Genomic DNA, 14,398 nt, shown 5'->3' on the forward strand with positions numbered 1-14,398 from the left:
GCACGCCATTCCGCCCGCCATTCCGCCGGAGTCCCGTCGTCGCGGTGGAGTCCCATTCGATGTGGACTCCACCGCAACAGCGGGACTCCACCGAGGGCGACGCGATCGCGACCGCTCCTGCACAGCTCGAAGCGCCCCCGAAGATCGCCGGATCGCACCTCGTGTGCACGACGGCGCGCGGACTGTACGCATGCTCGAGTGATGCCGCATCAGCTTCCGATCGATCGTTTCGGATTCATCCGCTTCTCCGACGTCAGGGCGCAGGGTCGACAGAACGAGCTCCGCGCAGCCGTCGCGCGCGGCGAGCTCGAGTCGGCGCGGCGGGGACTCTACCGCGCCACCCGACCGGCCGCCGACACCGTCGGCGCAGGACCCGGCAATGCCCGGGCCCATGCACTGGCCTACCTCTCGGATGTGCAGGCGGTTGCGATCGCGTTCGCAGCGCCGATCTTCACGAGCTACTCCGCCGCCGCCCTCCTCGGATTGCCCGTCATCGGAAGGTGGCCCGCAGAGGTCTTCGTCCTGTCCCGTGACGCCCACGGGCGCCGCAGGGCAGGCGTGGTCGAGGTCGCCCGCACATGCCAGGTCGAGGTGAGGACCGTCGACGGTCTCGCAGTGACCTCCGTCGAGCACACCCTCGTGCAGCTTGCACGGCATGCACCGCTCATCGCCGCACTCGCGGCGACGGATGCCGCATTGCACGTGCCGCGGTCGGGGCGGCCGCCCTTGACGACGCCCGAGTTACTCCGGGCCGAGCACGAAAGGCTCAAGCCCTACCCGCGGAGCCGTCGGGTCGACGCGGTCCTCGAGCGACTGACCACACTCGCCGAGACTCCGCTCGAAACGGGCAGCCGGCTCCTGATCGAGGAGACGGGCTTCGCCGTTCCCGAACTGCAGCACGAACTCTGGCTTCCCGAACTGGGTCGGAACGCGTACCTGGACTTCTTCTGGCCGAGCGTCGGCGTCGGAGCCGAGGCGGACGGTCGGGGCAAGTACCTCGGCGACGCGACGGCGCTCGACGCTCGGCGCCCATCCGATGGTTCGACGTTCGGCACCTCCGACGTCGCGCGCCGTGCGGCCGACGCGGTGATCGCGGAGAAGGACCGCGAGAACGCGATCCGTCGGCAGTTGCGCGGGTTCGACCGATGGGACTGGAACGACATGCTGCGGCGGCACCCGGTCGAGGCGAGGCTCACGCGGCTCGGCGTGCCGCGGGTGCGCCGGCCGGTCAAGCTGACCTGACGGCGCGATGCGGTTCGCGCCGGAGTCCCGCTGTTGCGGTGGAATCCCGATCGCCGCGGACTCGTCCGCAACAGCGGGACTCCACCGTGTGATCAGGGCAGCAGCCGACGAGTGATCAGGCGGCTGCGTCAGCCCGCGAGCACCTGGATCGGCATGGTGAACGGCGGCTCCTTCGGCACGGGCGTCGCCGCGGCATCCGCGATCACGATGCCGGCGGCCGCGAGCCGGCGCGCGCTCTCCTCGGCGTCGATCCAGTCGAGCGCGGGCGTCGCGCCGAGAGGCACGACCGAGTGCAGCACGGTCGACGGGTACACGTGCACGAGGTTGAATGCCCGGGCGCCGTCGCGACCCCGGGTGCCGCCGACGGGCACGTTGAGGTCCTGCGTGTAGCAGCTGGCCGACGCGACCGACACGGGCACCCCCGCGAACGTCGCCGTCGAGGAGTAGTGCAGGTGCCCGGCGATGATCGAGCGGATGTCGCTGCCCTCGACGACCTCGGCGAGTCCGCCCTGGTCGCGGAGCTCGACCGACACCGCGAGGTCGAGCACGCTCGGCACCGGCGGGTGGTGCATGGCGAGGATCGTGCCATGCGGCGCCGCGATGGAGAGCTCCTCGGCGAGCCAGTCGAGCTGCTCGGGCGCGATCTCGCCGTGGTGCCGGCCCGGCACGGTCGTGTCGAGCGTGATGACGCGGAGGCCGTTGACGTCGTCGACCCGGTCGACCGGACGGGACCCGCCGACCTCGTCGTCGAGCAGGCCGCGACGGAAGGCCGCCCGGTCGTCGTGATTGCCCATGACCCAGATGACCTGCGAGTCGAGGCGCTCGGCCACGGGCTCGACGATGCGGCGGATGCGATCGTAGGCGTCGGGCTCGCCCTTGTCGGCCAGGTCGCCCGTGAAGACGATCGCCTCGGGTCGCCCGCCGGATGCCTCGAACTCGTCGAACAGGCTGCGGAGGTGTCGCTCGCTGGCCACGCGATCGTAGAGGCTGCCGCCGGCGGCGAGCAGGTGCGTATCGCTGATGTGCAACAGGAAATGGAGCGGCCGAGGGTACTCGGCGATCCTGGTGTTCACGAGGGTGTCCCATCGATCGGCTGTGACGCACGACGGCGGGCGTCGGGCTCACACTAGCGGAACACGCGAATCTGAACGGTGCATGAAGGCGGAGTGTGACCGAGCTGAAACCTGCCGGCCGGGTCCGGGCGGGCACGCCCGGTCGCGGCATCCGCTCGCCGTCAGCCGGTGGGCTTGTCGGGCTTCTTCACCTGGCCGGGCGCGGTGTCGCGACCGGTGCCGGTCGTCGGCTCCGTCGTCGGCTCGGGGGACGGCTCGGGCTCGGCCGTCGGCTCCGCCTCGGGCTCGGGGTCTTCGACGGCGGCCGGCGGGTCGTCGACGGGATCGGGCGAGGGCGTCTCGGTGGTCGGCGGACCGGCTGTCTCCGGTGCGAGCGTGCTCGGGCCCGCGGGTTCGTCGGAGACCGGCCTCGTGGAGTCCACGGCGGGTGCGGCGTCATCGGTCGGGTTCGGCGTCACCGCGAATTGGAGCAGTGCGACCGTGCCGCCGAGCAGCGCCACCACCGCGACGGCCGCCGCGGCGACGAGCACCCGAAGCCGTCGCTCGCGCAGCCAGGTACCGGCGGCCGCGGCGCGCGGCTGGACGGCCGAGGCGACGCGCGATCGGACGGTCGCGAAGGTGGAGACCACCAGGCCTCGGACGAGGCGCGGGCTCAGTGCGGAGCGGTCGCCGGCGGGCGGAGCCGCATGGCGTCCGCGGCGTCGCACGGCGTCGGTACCGTCGTCGGACCTCCCGCTCATCGCGTCACCACCTCCGCTCCGTGGCGGGCCGTCGCAGCCCGCAGTCCCATACGAGGATAGGCGGTGAGGATGCGCCGAACCTGACGGAGGAGCGACGGCCCCCTGCGCCGACGCGGAGCGCGGCCGTGTGGACGGGCGTCGGCATCGGCGGCGGGCACCGGCGCGGGGCGCCCAGTGTGCGGCATCCGCTCCCCGAGTGCAAGGGGGTTGCGACAGGTCGCCGCGTTCGGAATGGTGGATCACTCGTGATCGCAGAGGAGGAGCACATGCTCACACTGACCGAGAACGCCAGCACCGTCGTGAAGGAGATCGTCTCCCGCAACGGTGCCCCTGAAGGATCCGGGCTGCGCATCAACGCGCAGGACACCGCGGCGACCGAGTTCGCCGTCGCGGTCGTGCCGACGCCCGACCCGACCGATTCGGTCGTCGAGCAGGACGGAGCCCGGGTCTACCTCGGCGAGGCCGCGGCCATCGCCCTCACGGACAAGACGCTCGACGCGAAGGTCGCCGACGACGGCCGCGTGTCGTTCGAGATCGGACTGCAGGGCTGACCGCCCTCAGCGGATGACGGCGGATGCCGCGGGGCGAGTGCTCCGCGGCATCCGTCGTTCCCGGGGCGTTCCCGCCACCGGCCGCACGGCGTCCGCGCGGCGGAGAGCGGTGCGCCCGAGGGCGGTGCGAGAGGTCAGGCGCGTCGCGCAGAGCGGAGCGCCGATCGCCGCGCCGCCGCGTGCACGAAGAACAGCAGCACGGCGCCGATCGCGTACCCGACCAGGTCGAGCGGGTCGAACGAGCTGCCGAACACGAGCCGCAGCGGCGGCACGGCCGACACGATGGCGGCGGGAACGCCGGTCAGCTGCAGCAGCTCGATGCCGGCCGAGACGGCGAACGCCGCTGTCGCGACGATCGCGCCGGACAGCCGGGGCCACGCGATCGCGACGAGCAGCCCGACGAGGCACGCATAGAGCGCGCTCCCGGCGAGGTCGATCGCGACCGTGCGGTCGAGCAGCTGCAGGCCGAGGCCCGCGAGCAGCACGACGACGGCCGCGATCGCGCACCGCGATCGCACGGCGCCTAGTCGTCGCGGCCGGGCTTGTGCCGCGGCTTGCGAGCCGGGGCGCCATCGTCGGCACCGGTCGCCGTGGCGTCGTCGTTCGAACGCGCGGGGCGGTCGTCGTGCGAGCGGGCCGGACGGTCGTCTCGGTCGTAGCGCTTCGCGGGACGGTCGCGGTCGTACCGGCCGCCGCGGTCGCCGCCGCGCGACGGGGCGCCGCGATCGGGCCGCAGCTCGATGAGGCGCCCGCTGATGCGGGTGCCGTCGAGGCGCTCGAGGGTCTCGCGGGGCAGGTCGGCGGGCAGCTCGACGAGCGAGAACTCGGGACGGATCTGGATCGCGCCGAAGTCCTCGCGGCGGAGGCCGCCCTCGTTCGCGAGCGCGCCGACGATCTGCCGGGGCTCCACCTTGTGGCGCCGTCCGACGGCGATGCGGTAGGTCGCGAGCTGCGGGCCGCCGCGGCCGCGACGGTCGCCGTGGTCCTCGTCGCGGTCGTAGCGCGAGCCGCGCGATCCGCCATCGCGGTCGCCACGACGGTCGTCGCGTGCGCCGCGGTCGTCGCGGTCCTTCCACTCGCGCGCGGGGCGCACGGGCTCGGGCTCGAGCAGCAGCGGGGACTCGCCCTGCGAGACCACGGCGAGCGCAGCGGCCACGTCGACCTCGGGCACGTCGTGGTGCTTCATGTAGTGGCCGATGATGTCGCGGAAGCCCGCGATGCGGTCGGTCTGCTCGAGGGCGGCGGTGATGCGGTCGTCGAAGCGGGAGAGACGCGTGACGTTGACGTCTTCGACGCTCGGGAGCTGCATCTGCGTGAGCTCCTGGCGGGTCGCCTTCTCGATCGCCGAGATGAGGCGGCGCTCGCGCGGCGTCGCGAAGCTGATCGCGTCGCCCGTGCGGCCGGCGCGGCCCGTGCGGCCGATGCGGTGCACGTACGACTCGGTGTCGGTCGGGATGTCGTAGTTGACCACGTGGCTGATGCGCTCGACGTCGAGGCCTCGCGCCGCGACATCCGTGGCGACCAGGATGTCGAGCTTGCCCGACTTCAACTGGTTGACGGTGCGCTCGCGCTGGGCCTGGGCGATGTCGCCGTTGATGGCCGCGGCGGAGTAACCACGGGCACGGAGCTTCTCGGCGAGCTCCTCGGTGACGCTCTTGGTGCGCACGAAGATGATCATGCCCTCGAAGTTCTCGACCTCGAGGATGCGCGTGAGGGCGTCGATCTTCTGCTGGTGCGCGACGACGAGGTAGCGCTGCGTGATGGTCGACGAGGTCGTCGTCTTGGTCTTGACCGTGATCTCTTCGGGGTCGTTCAGGTACTGCTTCGAGATGCGGCGGATCGCCGACGGCATGGTCGCCGAGAACAGGGCGACCTGCTTGTCGTCGGGCGTGTCGGCGAGGATCGTCTCGACGTCTTCTGCGAAGCCCATCTTGAGCATCTCGTCGGCCTCGTCGAGCACGAGGTACTTGAGCTGCGAGAGGTCGAGCGTGCCCTTGTCGAGGTGGTCCATGATGCGACCGGGCGTGCCGACGACGATGTGCACGCCGCGACGCAGGGCCGACAGCTGCACGCCGTAGCCCTGTCCGCCGTAGACGGGGAGGATGTGCACGCCGCGCATGCGGGACGCGTACTTCTCGAACGCCTCGCAGACCTGGAGGGCGAGCTCGCGCGTGGGGGCGAGCACGAGGGCCTGCGGGCTCTTCTGCGACTCGTCGAGTCGGGCGAGGATCGGCAGCGCGAAGGCGGCCGTCTTGCCGGTGCCGGTCTGGGCCAGGCCCACGACGTCGCGCCCCGCGAGGAGCGTGGGGATGGTGGCGGCCTGGATGGCCGAGGGGGTCTCATAGCCGACATCGGAGAGGGCCTTGAGCACGGCGCCGTCGAGTCCGAGGTCGGCGAAGCTGATCGCGGCGGGCTCTACGGGAGCCTCGGCCACGACGGGGTTTTCGCCGGAAGTCACATTTCAGCCTAGTCCTGCCGCCTGTGAGGCGTCCGGGTGCCAGCTGGGCGGGTTCGCGATGGGCGGATGCCGCGGCATCCGCCCATCGGCCATCGGTCCGCGCGTGTCAATCGAACGATCCATGAGCCGGCCCGGGCCCGGGCGTACGTTGGGATGGACAGGGAACACACGGGGGGCGCGCATGGACGACACGGCGACGGGTCCGGCGGCAACGGGGGCACGCCGATGGGTCGGGCTCGGCGTGCTCGCCGCCGCGCTCTCGATGATCGTGCTCGACGGCACGATCGTGAGCGTCGCACTGCCGACGATCATCACCGACCTGAAGCTCGACTTCAGCGAGGCGCAGTGGGTCAACGGCATCTACTCGGTCATCTTCGCCGCGCTCCTGCTCACCGCCGGACGCCTCGGCGATCGGCTCGGCCGGCGCCGCGCGATGGTCGCCGGCATCGTCGTCTTCATGGCCGGCAGCCTGCTCGCGGCGCTCGCGACCGGCGGTACCTCGCTCATCCTGGCCCGGTTCGTGCAGGGCGTCGGCGGCGCGTTCATCCTCCCGACGACGCTGTCGACCGTGAACGCCACGTTCCGCGGGCGCGACCGCGCGATCGCGTTCGGCGTCTGGGGCGCCGCGATCTCGGGCGTCGCCGCACTCGGCCCGCTCCTCGGCGGATGGCTCACCCAGTCGTTCGGCTGGGAGTGGATCTTCCTCGTCAACCTCCCGTTCGGTGCCGTCATCCTCGTCGCCGCGTTCCTCACCGTGCCCGAGACGCGCGCCGTCATCACCTCCCGCGGACTCGACGTCGACGGGCTGCTCCTGTCGGCCATCGGATTCGGCGCGCTCGTCTTCGGGCTCATCGAGGGCGGATCGCTCGGCTGGTGGGCGCCCGAGGAGCCGTTCGAGCTCTTCGGCTGGACCTGGCCGGCGTCGTGGCCGATCTCGCCGGTGCCCGTCGCCCTCGCGATCGGCGTCGTCGCCCTCGTGCTGTTCTTCTTCTGGGAGCGGCACCGCGCCCGCAACGGCCGGTCGGCGATCCTCGACGTGCGCCTGTTCTCGGTGCCGACGTTCACGTGGGGCAACCTCGTCGCGATGTGCGTGGCGATCGGCGAGTTCGGGTTCCTGTTCGTGCTCCCGCTGTTCACGATCAACGCCCTCGGCCTGTCGACGCTCGCCGCCGGGTGGGTGCTCGCCGCGATGGGACTCGGCGCGTTCGTGTCGGGCGCGATGGCCCGTCGCGTCTCCGACCGCTTCGGCGCGCCGACGGTCGTGGTCATCGGCCTCGCGCTCGAGGTCGTCGGCGCGGTGGCCGCCGCACTGCTGCTCTCTCCCGAGATGTCGGGCTGGCTGCTCGCCGCGGTGCTCGCCGTGTACGGCCTCGGCCTCGGCCTCGCGTCGGCCCAGCTGACCGGCACCGTGCTCGCCGACATCCCGCCCGAGCAGTCGGGTCAGGGCTCGGCGACGCAGAGCACCGGGCGCCAGGTCGGCTCCGCGCTCGGCACGGCGATCGTCGGGGCCGTGCTCGCTGCGGGGCTCGCCGTGGCCCTGCCCGCCCAGGTCGCGGAGGTGCCGGACGTGCCCCCGGCCGCCGCGGACCAGATCGTCTCGGCGACCGAGCAGTCGGCCGGCAGCACGATCCCGCAGGTGCGCGCCGAGGGCGACGACGGCGAGCTCGGCGCGGCCGGCCCGGCGATCGCCGACGCGCTCGCCACGGGCATGGCGGATGCCTCGCGCTGGGCGCTCTTCGCCGCGGCGGGCTTCCTCCTGCTCGGCGGCGCCTTCGCGCTCCGGCTCCGGGCGGTCGCGCGGCGCTCGGCCGCGGCCGCGACGCCCGACGGCGCCGCGCCGTCCGGGGTCTCGCCGCCGGTCGAGTAGGCGCGCGGCGCAGGCCCGGAGATCCGCGCGTCAGAGCGCGAGCAGGCGCTCGGTGTCGCCGAAGACCTCGAGCCCCGCGCAGGCCGCGACTCCCGAGAGCAGCACCCGGCCGTCGTGGTCGAGGTGGCGGAACGCGATGTTCGCGTCGAGCGTCTCTTCCACCCGCTGGTGCATGGCCGTGCGGAGCGGCGCGTGCAGCAGCCCGCCGCGCACCCGCTCGGCGTCGAGCTCGAGCACGCCGTCGGGGCCGGTGATGCTCCAGCGCACGTGCGTGTCGTCGATCGAGAGGCGGGTCTCCTTCGAGCGGTTGTAGGTGGTCCACCGGTGCAGGCGCCCACCGTGTCGCAGGCCGATGATCGACCCGCGGAACGCGCGCCCGAGCCACGGGATGATCGCGATCGAGGCGATGAGCGAGGCATCCGCCCCGTCGCCGACCTCGGTGTCGAGGTGGTTGCTCGCCATCCACACGTAGCCGGCCGGGAACGCCTTGCCCCAGTCCTTCTCGAGGTACCCGCGGCCGCCGTCGAAGCTCGTCGTGGCGCCCTCGACCTCGATCTCGCCCGCGAGGGCGTGCCCGAACGAGACGATGCCGTGGAAGCACTCCATGGCGGGCACGAGCCCGTACCAGCCCATGATGCCGGGCTCGCGCGCCGTCACCGGCCACGGCTCGAGCGGGCTCGCGTAGGCGATGGTGCCGCGCAACTGCGGCAGGTCGAGCGTCATGCCCTCGGGCGAGAACCGGTTGGGCCCGACCCGCACCTCGAACTCCCGGTCGGATGCCTCGAAGTCGGCGACGTCGAACCGGTGGTACCAGGAGCGCCCGGTGCGTCCGTCGAGCACCTGGACGAACGCCTCGTCGGTGGTGGCGGCGCCGTCGGTCGAGCCGCCACCGCCGCCGATGCCGCGGAACACGCCGGGGATCACGGCCCAGCGCTGCGTGCGGTCGGCCGACACGACCTTGTTGTACCAACCCTCGAAGTAGCCGCGCGTCACGCCGCGGCCGTGGAATGCCTCGGGATGCCGCACGCCTCGCACGTACGCCGCTGGGGTCCGCATGCGCCAACCCTAGGGGGACGCGAGCGGATGCGGCATCCGCCACTGCTACGCTCGCTGCGGATTTCACGTCGACGTGCCCGAGCGCCGACGCGTGGCCGCCCCGAACCCCGTGAGATCGGACCAGGATGCCCCGTACGATCACCGAGCGCGAGCTCACCTCCCCCGTCGCCCTCGTCGGCGCCGACGGCCGGCTGAACCCCGAGGCGGTCGGCTGGACGCGCACCCCGATGCACGACACGTCGGGCATCGACGGGCGCCGCGTCTGGGGCCGCAACAAGCGGTGGGAGTACTGGGCTGTCACCACCCCGACCCACGTGATCGCCCTCACGGTGTCCTCGCTCGACTACGCGGCCGTGCACGCCGTGCTCGTGCACGACCGGCGCACCGGGGCGACGATCGACCGGTCGGCGATCGCCCCGCTCGCGTCGAGCGCCGTGCTGCCCGCGTCGCTCGGCGACGGCCCAGCCCGGGCGGTCACGAAGTCGGTCTCGATCGACCTCGACGAGGTCGACGGGGGCACGCGGCTGCGGGCGACATCCGGAGACGTCAGGCTCGATGTCATCGCCCACCGGCCCGCCGGACACGAGAGCCTGGGCGTCGTCGTGCCCTGGTCGCCGACGCGGTTCCAGTACACGGTGAAGGATGTCGCGCGACCGGCGAGCGGATGGCTCGAGGTCGCCGGCGACCGTATCGAGCTGCCGACCGGCGAGAGCTGGGCCGTGCTCGATCACGGGCGGGGCCGATGGCCATACCGCATGACCTGGAACTGGGGCGCGGCCTCCGGGCGGGTCGGCGATCGCACGATCGGGCTCCAGCTCGGCGGCCGGTGGACCGACGGCACCGGATCGACCGAGAACGCCGTGCTCGTCGACGGGCGGCTCCACAAGATCGGCGACGAGCTCGCCTGGGAGTACGACGAGCACGACTGGCTCGCGCCGTGGCGCATCCACGGCGCATCCGTCGACCTGCGCTTCGAGCCGTTCTGGGACCGGGTGAGCTCGACCGAGCTGCTCGTCTTCGGCTCGCACGGCCACCAGTGCTTCGGCCACTACTCCGGCTGGGTGGATGCCTCGGGCGAGCGCATCCCGGTCGACGGACTCCTCGGCTGGGCCGAGGACGTGCGCAACCGCTGGTGAGGTGCGCGGCCGGGATGTCGTCCCATCCCGGCCGCGCGGCTCAGGGGCGCGTCACGCGCGCGTCGGCTCCGGGGCGACGTCGTCGTCGGCGGATCCGGTGACGACCAGGGGCTCGTCCGCGGCATCCGCGTCGGCTGCGGCATCCGCGTCGTCCTCGGTCGTGACGAGGTGGTGTCGACGCTCGAGCGCGGCACCCTCGACGTCGACGTCGGGCATGATGCGGTCGAGCCACTTCGGGATCCACCACGCCGACCGGCCGAGCAGGTGCATGATCGCGGGCATCAGCAGCATGCGAACGACGAAGGCGTCGACCAGCACGCCGAAGGCCAGGCCGAACCCGACCGAACGGATCATGGTCGAGTCCGAGAAGATGAAGCCGCCGAAGACCGAGACCATGATGAGCCCGGCCGCGATCACGACCGACCGACCGGCGCGCAGGCCCTGGGCCACGGCGAGCCGCGCGGGCGACCCGTGCACGTAGGCCTCGCGCATGCCGGTGGCGAGGAAGAGCTGGTAGTCCATCGCGAGGCCGAACAGGATGCCCACGAGGATCACCGGGAGGAAGCTCAGGATCGGCCCGGTGCTGATGCCGAGCGCGTCCGCACCCCAACCCCACTGGAACAGCGCGACGATCGCGCCGTAGGTGGCGAACAGCGACAGGATGAAGCCGCCGGTGGCGATGATCGGCACGAGCAGCGATCGGAACACGAGGATCATGATGAGCAGCGAGAGCCCGACCACGACGACGAGGTAGAGCGGCAGCACGTCCGCGAGGCCCTCGGAGATGTCGATGTTGATCGCCGCCTGGCCCGCCACGCCGAGCGTGATGTCGCCGTTCACCGGCGGCAGCGCCCGCAGGTCGCGCACGAGCTGCTCGGTCGAGGCCGCGTTCGGCCCCTCGGCCGGGATCACCTGGAACACGGCGAGCGAGTTGTCGTCGGAGACGTCGACCGCGGCGACCGAGACCACGTCGTCCTGCGCGGCGATCGTGGACGCGATGTCGACCTGGAGCTGCAGCACCTCGTCGTCGGTCGTGCCCTCGGGGAGCTCGGCCGTCACGAGGAGCGGGCTGTTCGCGCCGGCGCCGAACTGCTCCTCGGTCACGGTGAACGCCTCGTACGCGGCCGAGTCGTGCGGCTCGCTCGAGCCGTCGGGCAGGCCGACGCGCATCGAGAGCGCGGGGATCGCGACGATGAGCAGCGCGACGATCGTGACGAATCCGGTGAGCACCGCGCGCCAGGTGGGCATGGCCTTCACGACGGGCGGCTCGTGGCGGTTGCCCTCGCCGAGGTGGGCGCGCACCTTGCGGCGGAGGATGCGCATGCCGAGCAGGCCGAGCAGCGCCGGCGTGAGCGTCGTCGAGATCAGCACGGCGACGGCGACGGCGACCGCGCCCACCGTGCCCATGAGGCCGAGGAACGGCACGCCGGTGACGTTCAGCGCGAGCAGCGCCACGATGACGGTGGTGCCGGCGAACACCACGGCGTTGCCGGAGGTGCCGTTGGCGAGCCCGATCGACTCGACCACCTCGGCGCCCTGCAGCAGCTGCTTGCGGTGCCGGTTCACGACGAAGAGCGAGTAGTCGATGCCGACCGCGAGGCCGAGCATGACCGCGAGCATGGGCGTGACCGACGCCATGTCGACGACGCCCGAGAAGGCGAGCGAGCCGAGGATGCCGACGGCGACGCCGAAGATCGCGGTGACGAGCGGAAGGGATGCCGCGATGACCGATCCGAGCATCACGAGCAGCACGATCGCCGCGATGACGAGGCCGATCGCCTCGCCGATGCCGAACAGCTCGGGAACGCCCTGCGAGATGTCGGTCGAGAACGAGACCGAGACACCCTCGATGGGCTCGGCCGCGAAGTGGTCGATGACGGACTGCTTGGCGTCCTCGGAGAGCTCGAGGCGCGGCACGGTGAACGAGACGTTCGCGATCGCGGTCGAGCCGTCCTCGGAGACGAGGCGGATGCCGTCGGCGTAGCCGAGCAGTTCACCGCCGAGGGCGAGCTGCTCGGCGTTGGCCGCGAGCTCGTCGGCGCCGTCGTCGAGCTTGGCCTGCTCGCTCGCGAGCGCCTCGGTCTGGGCGTCGAGCTGCGCCTGCTGCGCGTCGAGCTGGGCCTGCTGGGCGTCGACCTCGTCGGTCGGCATGCCGGCGGCGACGAGCTGCTCGCGCGCGGCATCGAGCTGCGCCTGGCCCGCGTCGAGCTGCGCCTGCCCGGCCTCGAGCTGCGCGGTTCCGGCGTCGAGCTGCGCCTGGCCGTCCTCGAGCTGCGCCGTGCCGTCGTCGATCTGCTGCTGGCCGTCGGCCAACTGCTGCTGCTGGTCCTCGAGCTGCTGCTGCGCCTCGAACGGGTCGACCACGTCCTCGACGTCGACGAGGTCGCCCTGGTCGACGATGAGCGCACTGATCTCGGCCTGCTGCTCGGCGGTGAGCGCCGAGCCGTCGGTCGTGGTGAAGACCACGGTGCCGGCTCCGCCGCTGTACTGCGGCATCTCGTCCTGGAGCTCGGCGATGACCTCGCCCGACTCGGTGCCCGGCACGTCGAAGCTCGTCGTGAGGCCCTTGAACCCCACGAGGAATCCGGCGACCGCGATCGCCAGCACCACGGTCCAGGCGGCGATGACCACCCAGGCCCGTCGTGCCGAGAACTTGCCCAGTCGGTACAGCAGCTCAGCCACGTCGTGTCCTCTCATGCGCGATCGACGGCGCGATCGCCCGTGCGAGTATACGAGACGCACCGTCTCGTCTTTCTGTGAAACCGGTGAACGATGAGTACCATGTGCTGGTGTCCGAGCATCGACGGGGTCCGGTTCGCAGCGAAGCCGCGCGGGTCGCGATCCTCGACGCCACGGCCCGACTCTTCGAGAGCCGCGGATACGACAACCTCACGATGGAGGGCATCGCCGCCGAGGCGCACGTCGGCAAGCAGACGATCTACCGCTGGTGGCCGTCCAAGGGCGCGCTCGTCGCCGATTGCCTGCTCGAGGGCCTGTTGTTCCGCGAGGGGTTCAACCCGGCCGACACGGGCGACCTCCGGGCCGACCTCGTCGCCTGGCTCCGCGGCATCCTGAGCTTCGTCGATCGCGAGGGCGGCGACACGATGGTGCACTCGCTCATCGCGGCCGCGGGCGACCACCCGAGCGTCGGCCTGCGACTCTCCGAGGGCCTGGGGGCCAACCAGTTGCTCCGCGCCCGCTTCGAGTCGGCGGTCGCAGCCGGGCAGCTCTCACCCGATCGCCCGCTCGACGAGCTCGGCGACGCGTTCGTCGGCGCCGTGGTGCTTCGGGCGCTGAGCCGCACGCCGGCCGATGCCGCGACGGCCGCCCGGCTCGTCGACGCCGTGCTCGGCGTCTGACCGGTTCACGGCACGCGGCGATGCGGGCACAGAGGCCGCCGAGGCCGGCGAAGCGGCCGCCGAGGCCGCGTCGCGCTCAGGACGCGGCGACCGAGGACGCGTCGGGGCTGACGCGCTGGATCAGCGCCGAGAGCTCGCCGTGCAGGTGCATCAGGTCGTCGACCTCGACGCCGAGCGCCGCGACGACCTGCTCGGGCACCCGCTCGGCCCGCTCGCGCAGGCGGCGCCCCTCGGACGTCAGTCGCAGCTCCAACTGCCGCTCGTCGCGGCTGGAGCGTTCACGGGTCACGTAGCCCGCCGCCTCGAGGCGCTTCACGAGCGGCGACAGCGTCGCGGGCTCGAGCCGCACGAGGCGGGCGATCTCGTTCAGGGCGCGCGGCTCCTGCTCCCACAGCGCGAGCATCACGAGGTACTGCGGATGCGTCAGGCCCATCGGCTCGAGGATGGGCTTGTACGTGCCGATCACCAGACGGGAGGCGACGGCGAGCGCGAAGCAGAGCTGGCGCTCGAGCGCCAGCGGGTCGAGCGCGTCGGCCGCCGCGTCGGCGGCGGGCTCGGTCTCGACCTCGGTCGGTCGGTCTTCGCGGCGATTCGTCACAATTCGTTAGTATACTCATTGTTATGGCACGAAAGAAGACGGATGCCGCGAGCGAGCCCCAGGCCGCGCCGCGAACCCCGCGCACGCCCTCCCGGCTCAATCCGTTCCTCGGCAAGCCCGGCTTCTACAACCGCTTCAACGCCGTCATCTACAACTTCACCGGCCCCGCGCAGGTCGGCATCGGCCGCCCCGAGGCGCCGTACGTGCCGCCCGCCGACCCTCGCTGTCCGCTCTGCGGCCGGGCGATGGACCTGCACCGCATCGACCGCTCCGGCGAGCGCACGCAGGTGCACTGCCCGGCCGGCGCGTAACCCCCGA

At 72.2% G+C, this 14,398-nt stretch carries 13 protein-coding genes; 6 read left to right on the forward strand and 7 right to left on the reverse strand.

Annotated features, from left to right (window positions below; genetic code table 11):
• Positions 1 to 201 precede the first annotated feature (201 nt).
• The gene (locus tag ACR3IO_RS13190) at positions 202 to 1,242 is read left to right on the forward strand and encodes a hypothetical protein (RefSeq protein ID WP_434071671.1); all 1,041 of its coding nucleotides are present in this window, start codon (positions 202 to 204) and stop codon (positions 1,240 to 1,242) included.
• Between the two features lie 128 nt (positions 1,243 to 1,370).
• On the opposite strand, the gene ACR3IO_RS13195 is transcribed toward ACR3IO_RS13190, so the two are convergent.
• Both ACR3IO_RS13195 and ACR3IO_RS13200 read right to left on the reverse strand, forming a co-directional pair.
• On the reverse strand, positions 1,371 to 2,315 hold the full coding sequence (locus tag ACR3IO_RS13195; protein WP_434071672.1) for a phosphodiesterase: 945 nt from the start codon (positions 2,313 to 2,315) through the stop codon (positions 1,371 to 1,373).
• Between the two features lie 161 nt (positions 2,316 to 2,476).
• The gene (locus ACR3IO_RS13200) at positions 2,477 to 3,055 is read right to left on the reverse strand and encodes a hypothetical protein (protein WP_434071673.1); all 579 of its coding nucleotides are present in this window, start codon (positions 3,053 to 3,055) and stop codon (positions 2,477 to 2,479) included.
• A gap of 266 nt (positions 3,056 to 3,321) precedes the next feature.
• Between ACR3IO_RS13200 and ACR3IO_RS13205 the strand changes: the two genes are divergently transcribed.
• Entirely contained in the window at positions 3,322 to 3,606 is a 285-nt protein-coding gene (locus ACR3IO_RS13205) for a hypothetical protein (RefSeq protein ID WP_434071674.1), read from the forward strand.
• 134 nt (positions 3,607 to 3,740) lie between these two features.
• Here ACR3IO_RS13205 and ACR3IO_RS13210 read toward each other — a convergent pair whose 3' ends face one another.
• Together ACR3IO_RS13210 and ACR3IO_RS13215 are read right to left on the reverse strand one after the other, a co-directional pair.
• Positions 3,741 to 4,124, reverse strand: a complete 384-nt coding sequence (locus ACR3IO_RS13210; protein ID WP_434071675.1) for a DUF2809 domain-containing protein — start codon at positions 4,122 to 4,124, stop codon at positions 3,741 to 3,743.
• Between the two features lie 5 nt (positions 4,125 to 4,129).
• On the reverse strand, positions 4,130 to 6,064 hold the full coding sequence (locus tag ACR3IO_RS13215) for a DEAD/DEAH box helicase (protein ID WP_434071676.1): 1,935 nt from the start codon (positions 6,062 to 6,064) through the stop codon (positions 4,130 to 4,132).
• Between the two features lie 181 nt (positions 6,065 to 6,245).
• Here ACR3IO_RS13215 and ACR3IO_RS13220 point away from each other — a divergent pair, with 181 nt between their 5' ends.
• Positions 6,246 to 7,931: a DHA2 family efflux MFS transporter permease subunit gene (locus ACR3IO_RS13220; RefSeq protein ID WP_434071677.1), complete on the forward strand. Its 1,686-nt coding sequence runs from the start codon at positions 6,246 to 6,248 to the stop codon at positions 7,929 to 7,931.
• A gap of 30 nt (positions 7,932 to 7,961) precedes the next feature.
• Here the strand turns inward: ACR3IO_RS13220 and ACR3IO_RS13225 are convergent, their stop codons facing one another.
• The gene (locus tag ACR3IO_RS13225; protein ID WP_434071678.1) at positions 7,962 to 8,987 is read right to left on the reverse strand and encodes a tocopherol cyclase family protein; all 1,026 of its coding nucleotides are present in this window, start codon (positions 8,985 to 8,987) and stop codon (positions 7,962 to 7,964) included.
• 125 nt (positions 8,988 to 9,112) lie between these two features.
• Between ACR3IO_RS13225 and ACR3IO_RS13230 the strand changes: the two genes are divergently transcribed.
• Positions 9,113 to 10,123: a DUF2804 domain-containing protein gene (locus ACR3IO_RS13230; protein WP_434071679.1), complete on the forward strand. Its 1,011-nt coding sequence runs from the start codon at positions 9,113 to 9,115 to the stop codon at positions 10,121 to 10,123.
• A 51-nt stretch (positions 10,124 to 10,174) separates the two neighbouring features.
• Here the strand turns inward: ACR3IO_RS13230 and ACR3IO_RS13235 are convergent, their stop codons facing one another.
• Entirely contained in the window at positions 10,175 to 12,805 is a 2,631-nt protein-coding gene (locus ACR3IO_RS13235; protein WP_434071680.1) for an MMPL family transporter, read from the reverse strand.
• A gap of 107 nt (positions 12,806 to 12,912) precedes the next feature.
• On the opposite strand from ACR3IO_RS13235, the gene ACR3IO_RS13240 reads away from it, so the two are divergent.
• Positions 12,913 to 13,482, forward strand: coding sequence for a TetR/AcrR family transcriptional regulator (locus ACR3IO_RS13240; RefSeq protein ID WP_434071681.1), 570 nt, complete (start codon positions 12,913 to 12,915; stop codon positions 13,480 to 13,482).
• A 76-nt stretch (positions 13,483 to 13,558) separates the two neighbouring features.
• Here ACR3IO_RS13240 and ACR3IO_RS13245 read toward each other — a convergent pair whose 3' ends face one another.
• Positions 13,559 to 14,080, reverse strand: coding sequence for a MarR family winged helix-turn-helix transcriptional regulator (locus ACR3IO_RS13245; protein ID WP_434071682.1), 522 nt, complete (start codon positions 14,078 to 14,080; stop codon positions 13,559 to 13,561).
• A gap of 23 nt (positions 14,081 to 14,103) precedes the next feature.
• Here ACR3IO_RS13245 and ACR3IO_RS13250 point away from each other — a divergent pair, with 23 nt between their 5' ends.
• Positions 14,104 to 14,391, forward strand: a complete 288-nt coding sequence (locus ACR3IO_RS13250) for a hypothetical protein (protein WP_434071683.1) — start codon at positions 14,104 to 14,106, stop codon at positions 14,389 to 14,391.
• Positions 14,392 to 14,398: the final 7 nt, after the last annotated feature.

Source organism: Agromyces sp. Marseille-Q5079, from assembly GCF_051016555.1.
Taxonomy (GTDB): domain Bacteria; phylum Actinomycetota; class Actinomycetes; order Actinomycetales; family Microbacteriaceae; genus Agromyces.

Bases quoted from the DNA above. Each gene is read 5' to 3' on its own strand.
- ACR3IO_RS13190 (WP_434071671.1), top strand. From the start codon at position 202: ATGCCGCATCAGCTTCCGATCGATCGTTTCGGATTCATCCGCTTCTCC.
- ACR3IO_RS13230 (WP_434071679.1), top strand. From the start codon at position 9,113: ATGCCCCGTACGATCACCGAGCGCGAGCTCACCTCCCCCGTCGCCCTC.
- ACR3IO_RS13220 (WP_434071677.1), top strand. From the start codon at position 6,246: ATGGACGACACGGCGACGGGTCCGGCGGCAACGGGGGCACGCCGATGG.
- ACR3IO_RS13225 (WP_434071678.1), bottom strand. From the start codon at position 8,987: ATGCGGACCCCAGCGGCGTACGTGCGAGGCGTGCGGCATCCCGAGGCA.
- ACR3IO_RS13200 (WP_434071673.1), bottom strand. From the start codon at position 3,055: ATGAGCGGGAGGTCCGACGACGGTACCGACGCCGTGCGACGCCGCGGA.
- ACR3IO_RS13205 (WP_434071674.1), top strand. From the start codon at position 3,322: ATGCTCACACTGACCGAGAACGCCAGCACCGTCGTGAAGGAGATCGTC.
- ACR3IO_RS13250 (WP_434071683.1), top strand. From the start codon at position 14,104: ATGGCACGAAAGAAGACGGATGCCGCGAGCGAGCCCCAGGCCGCGCCG.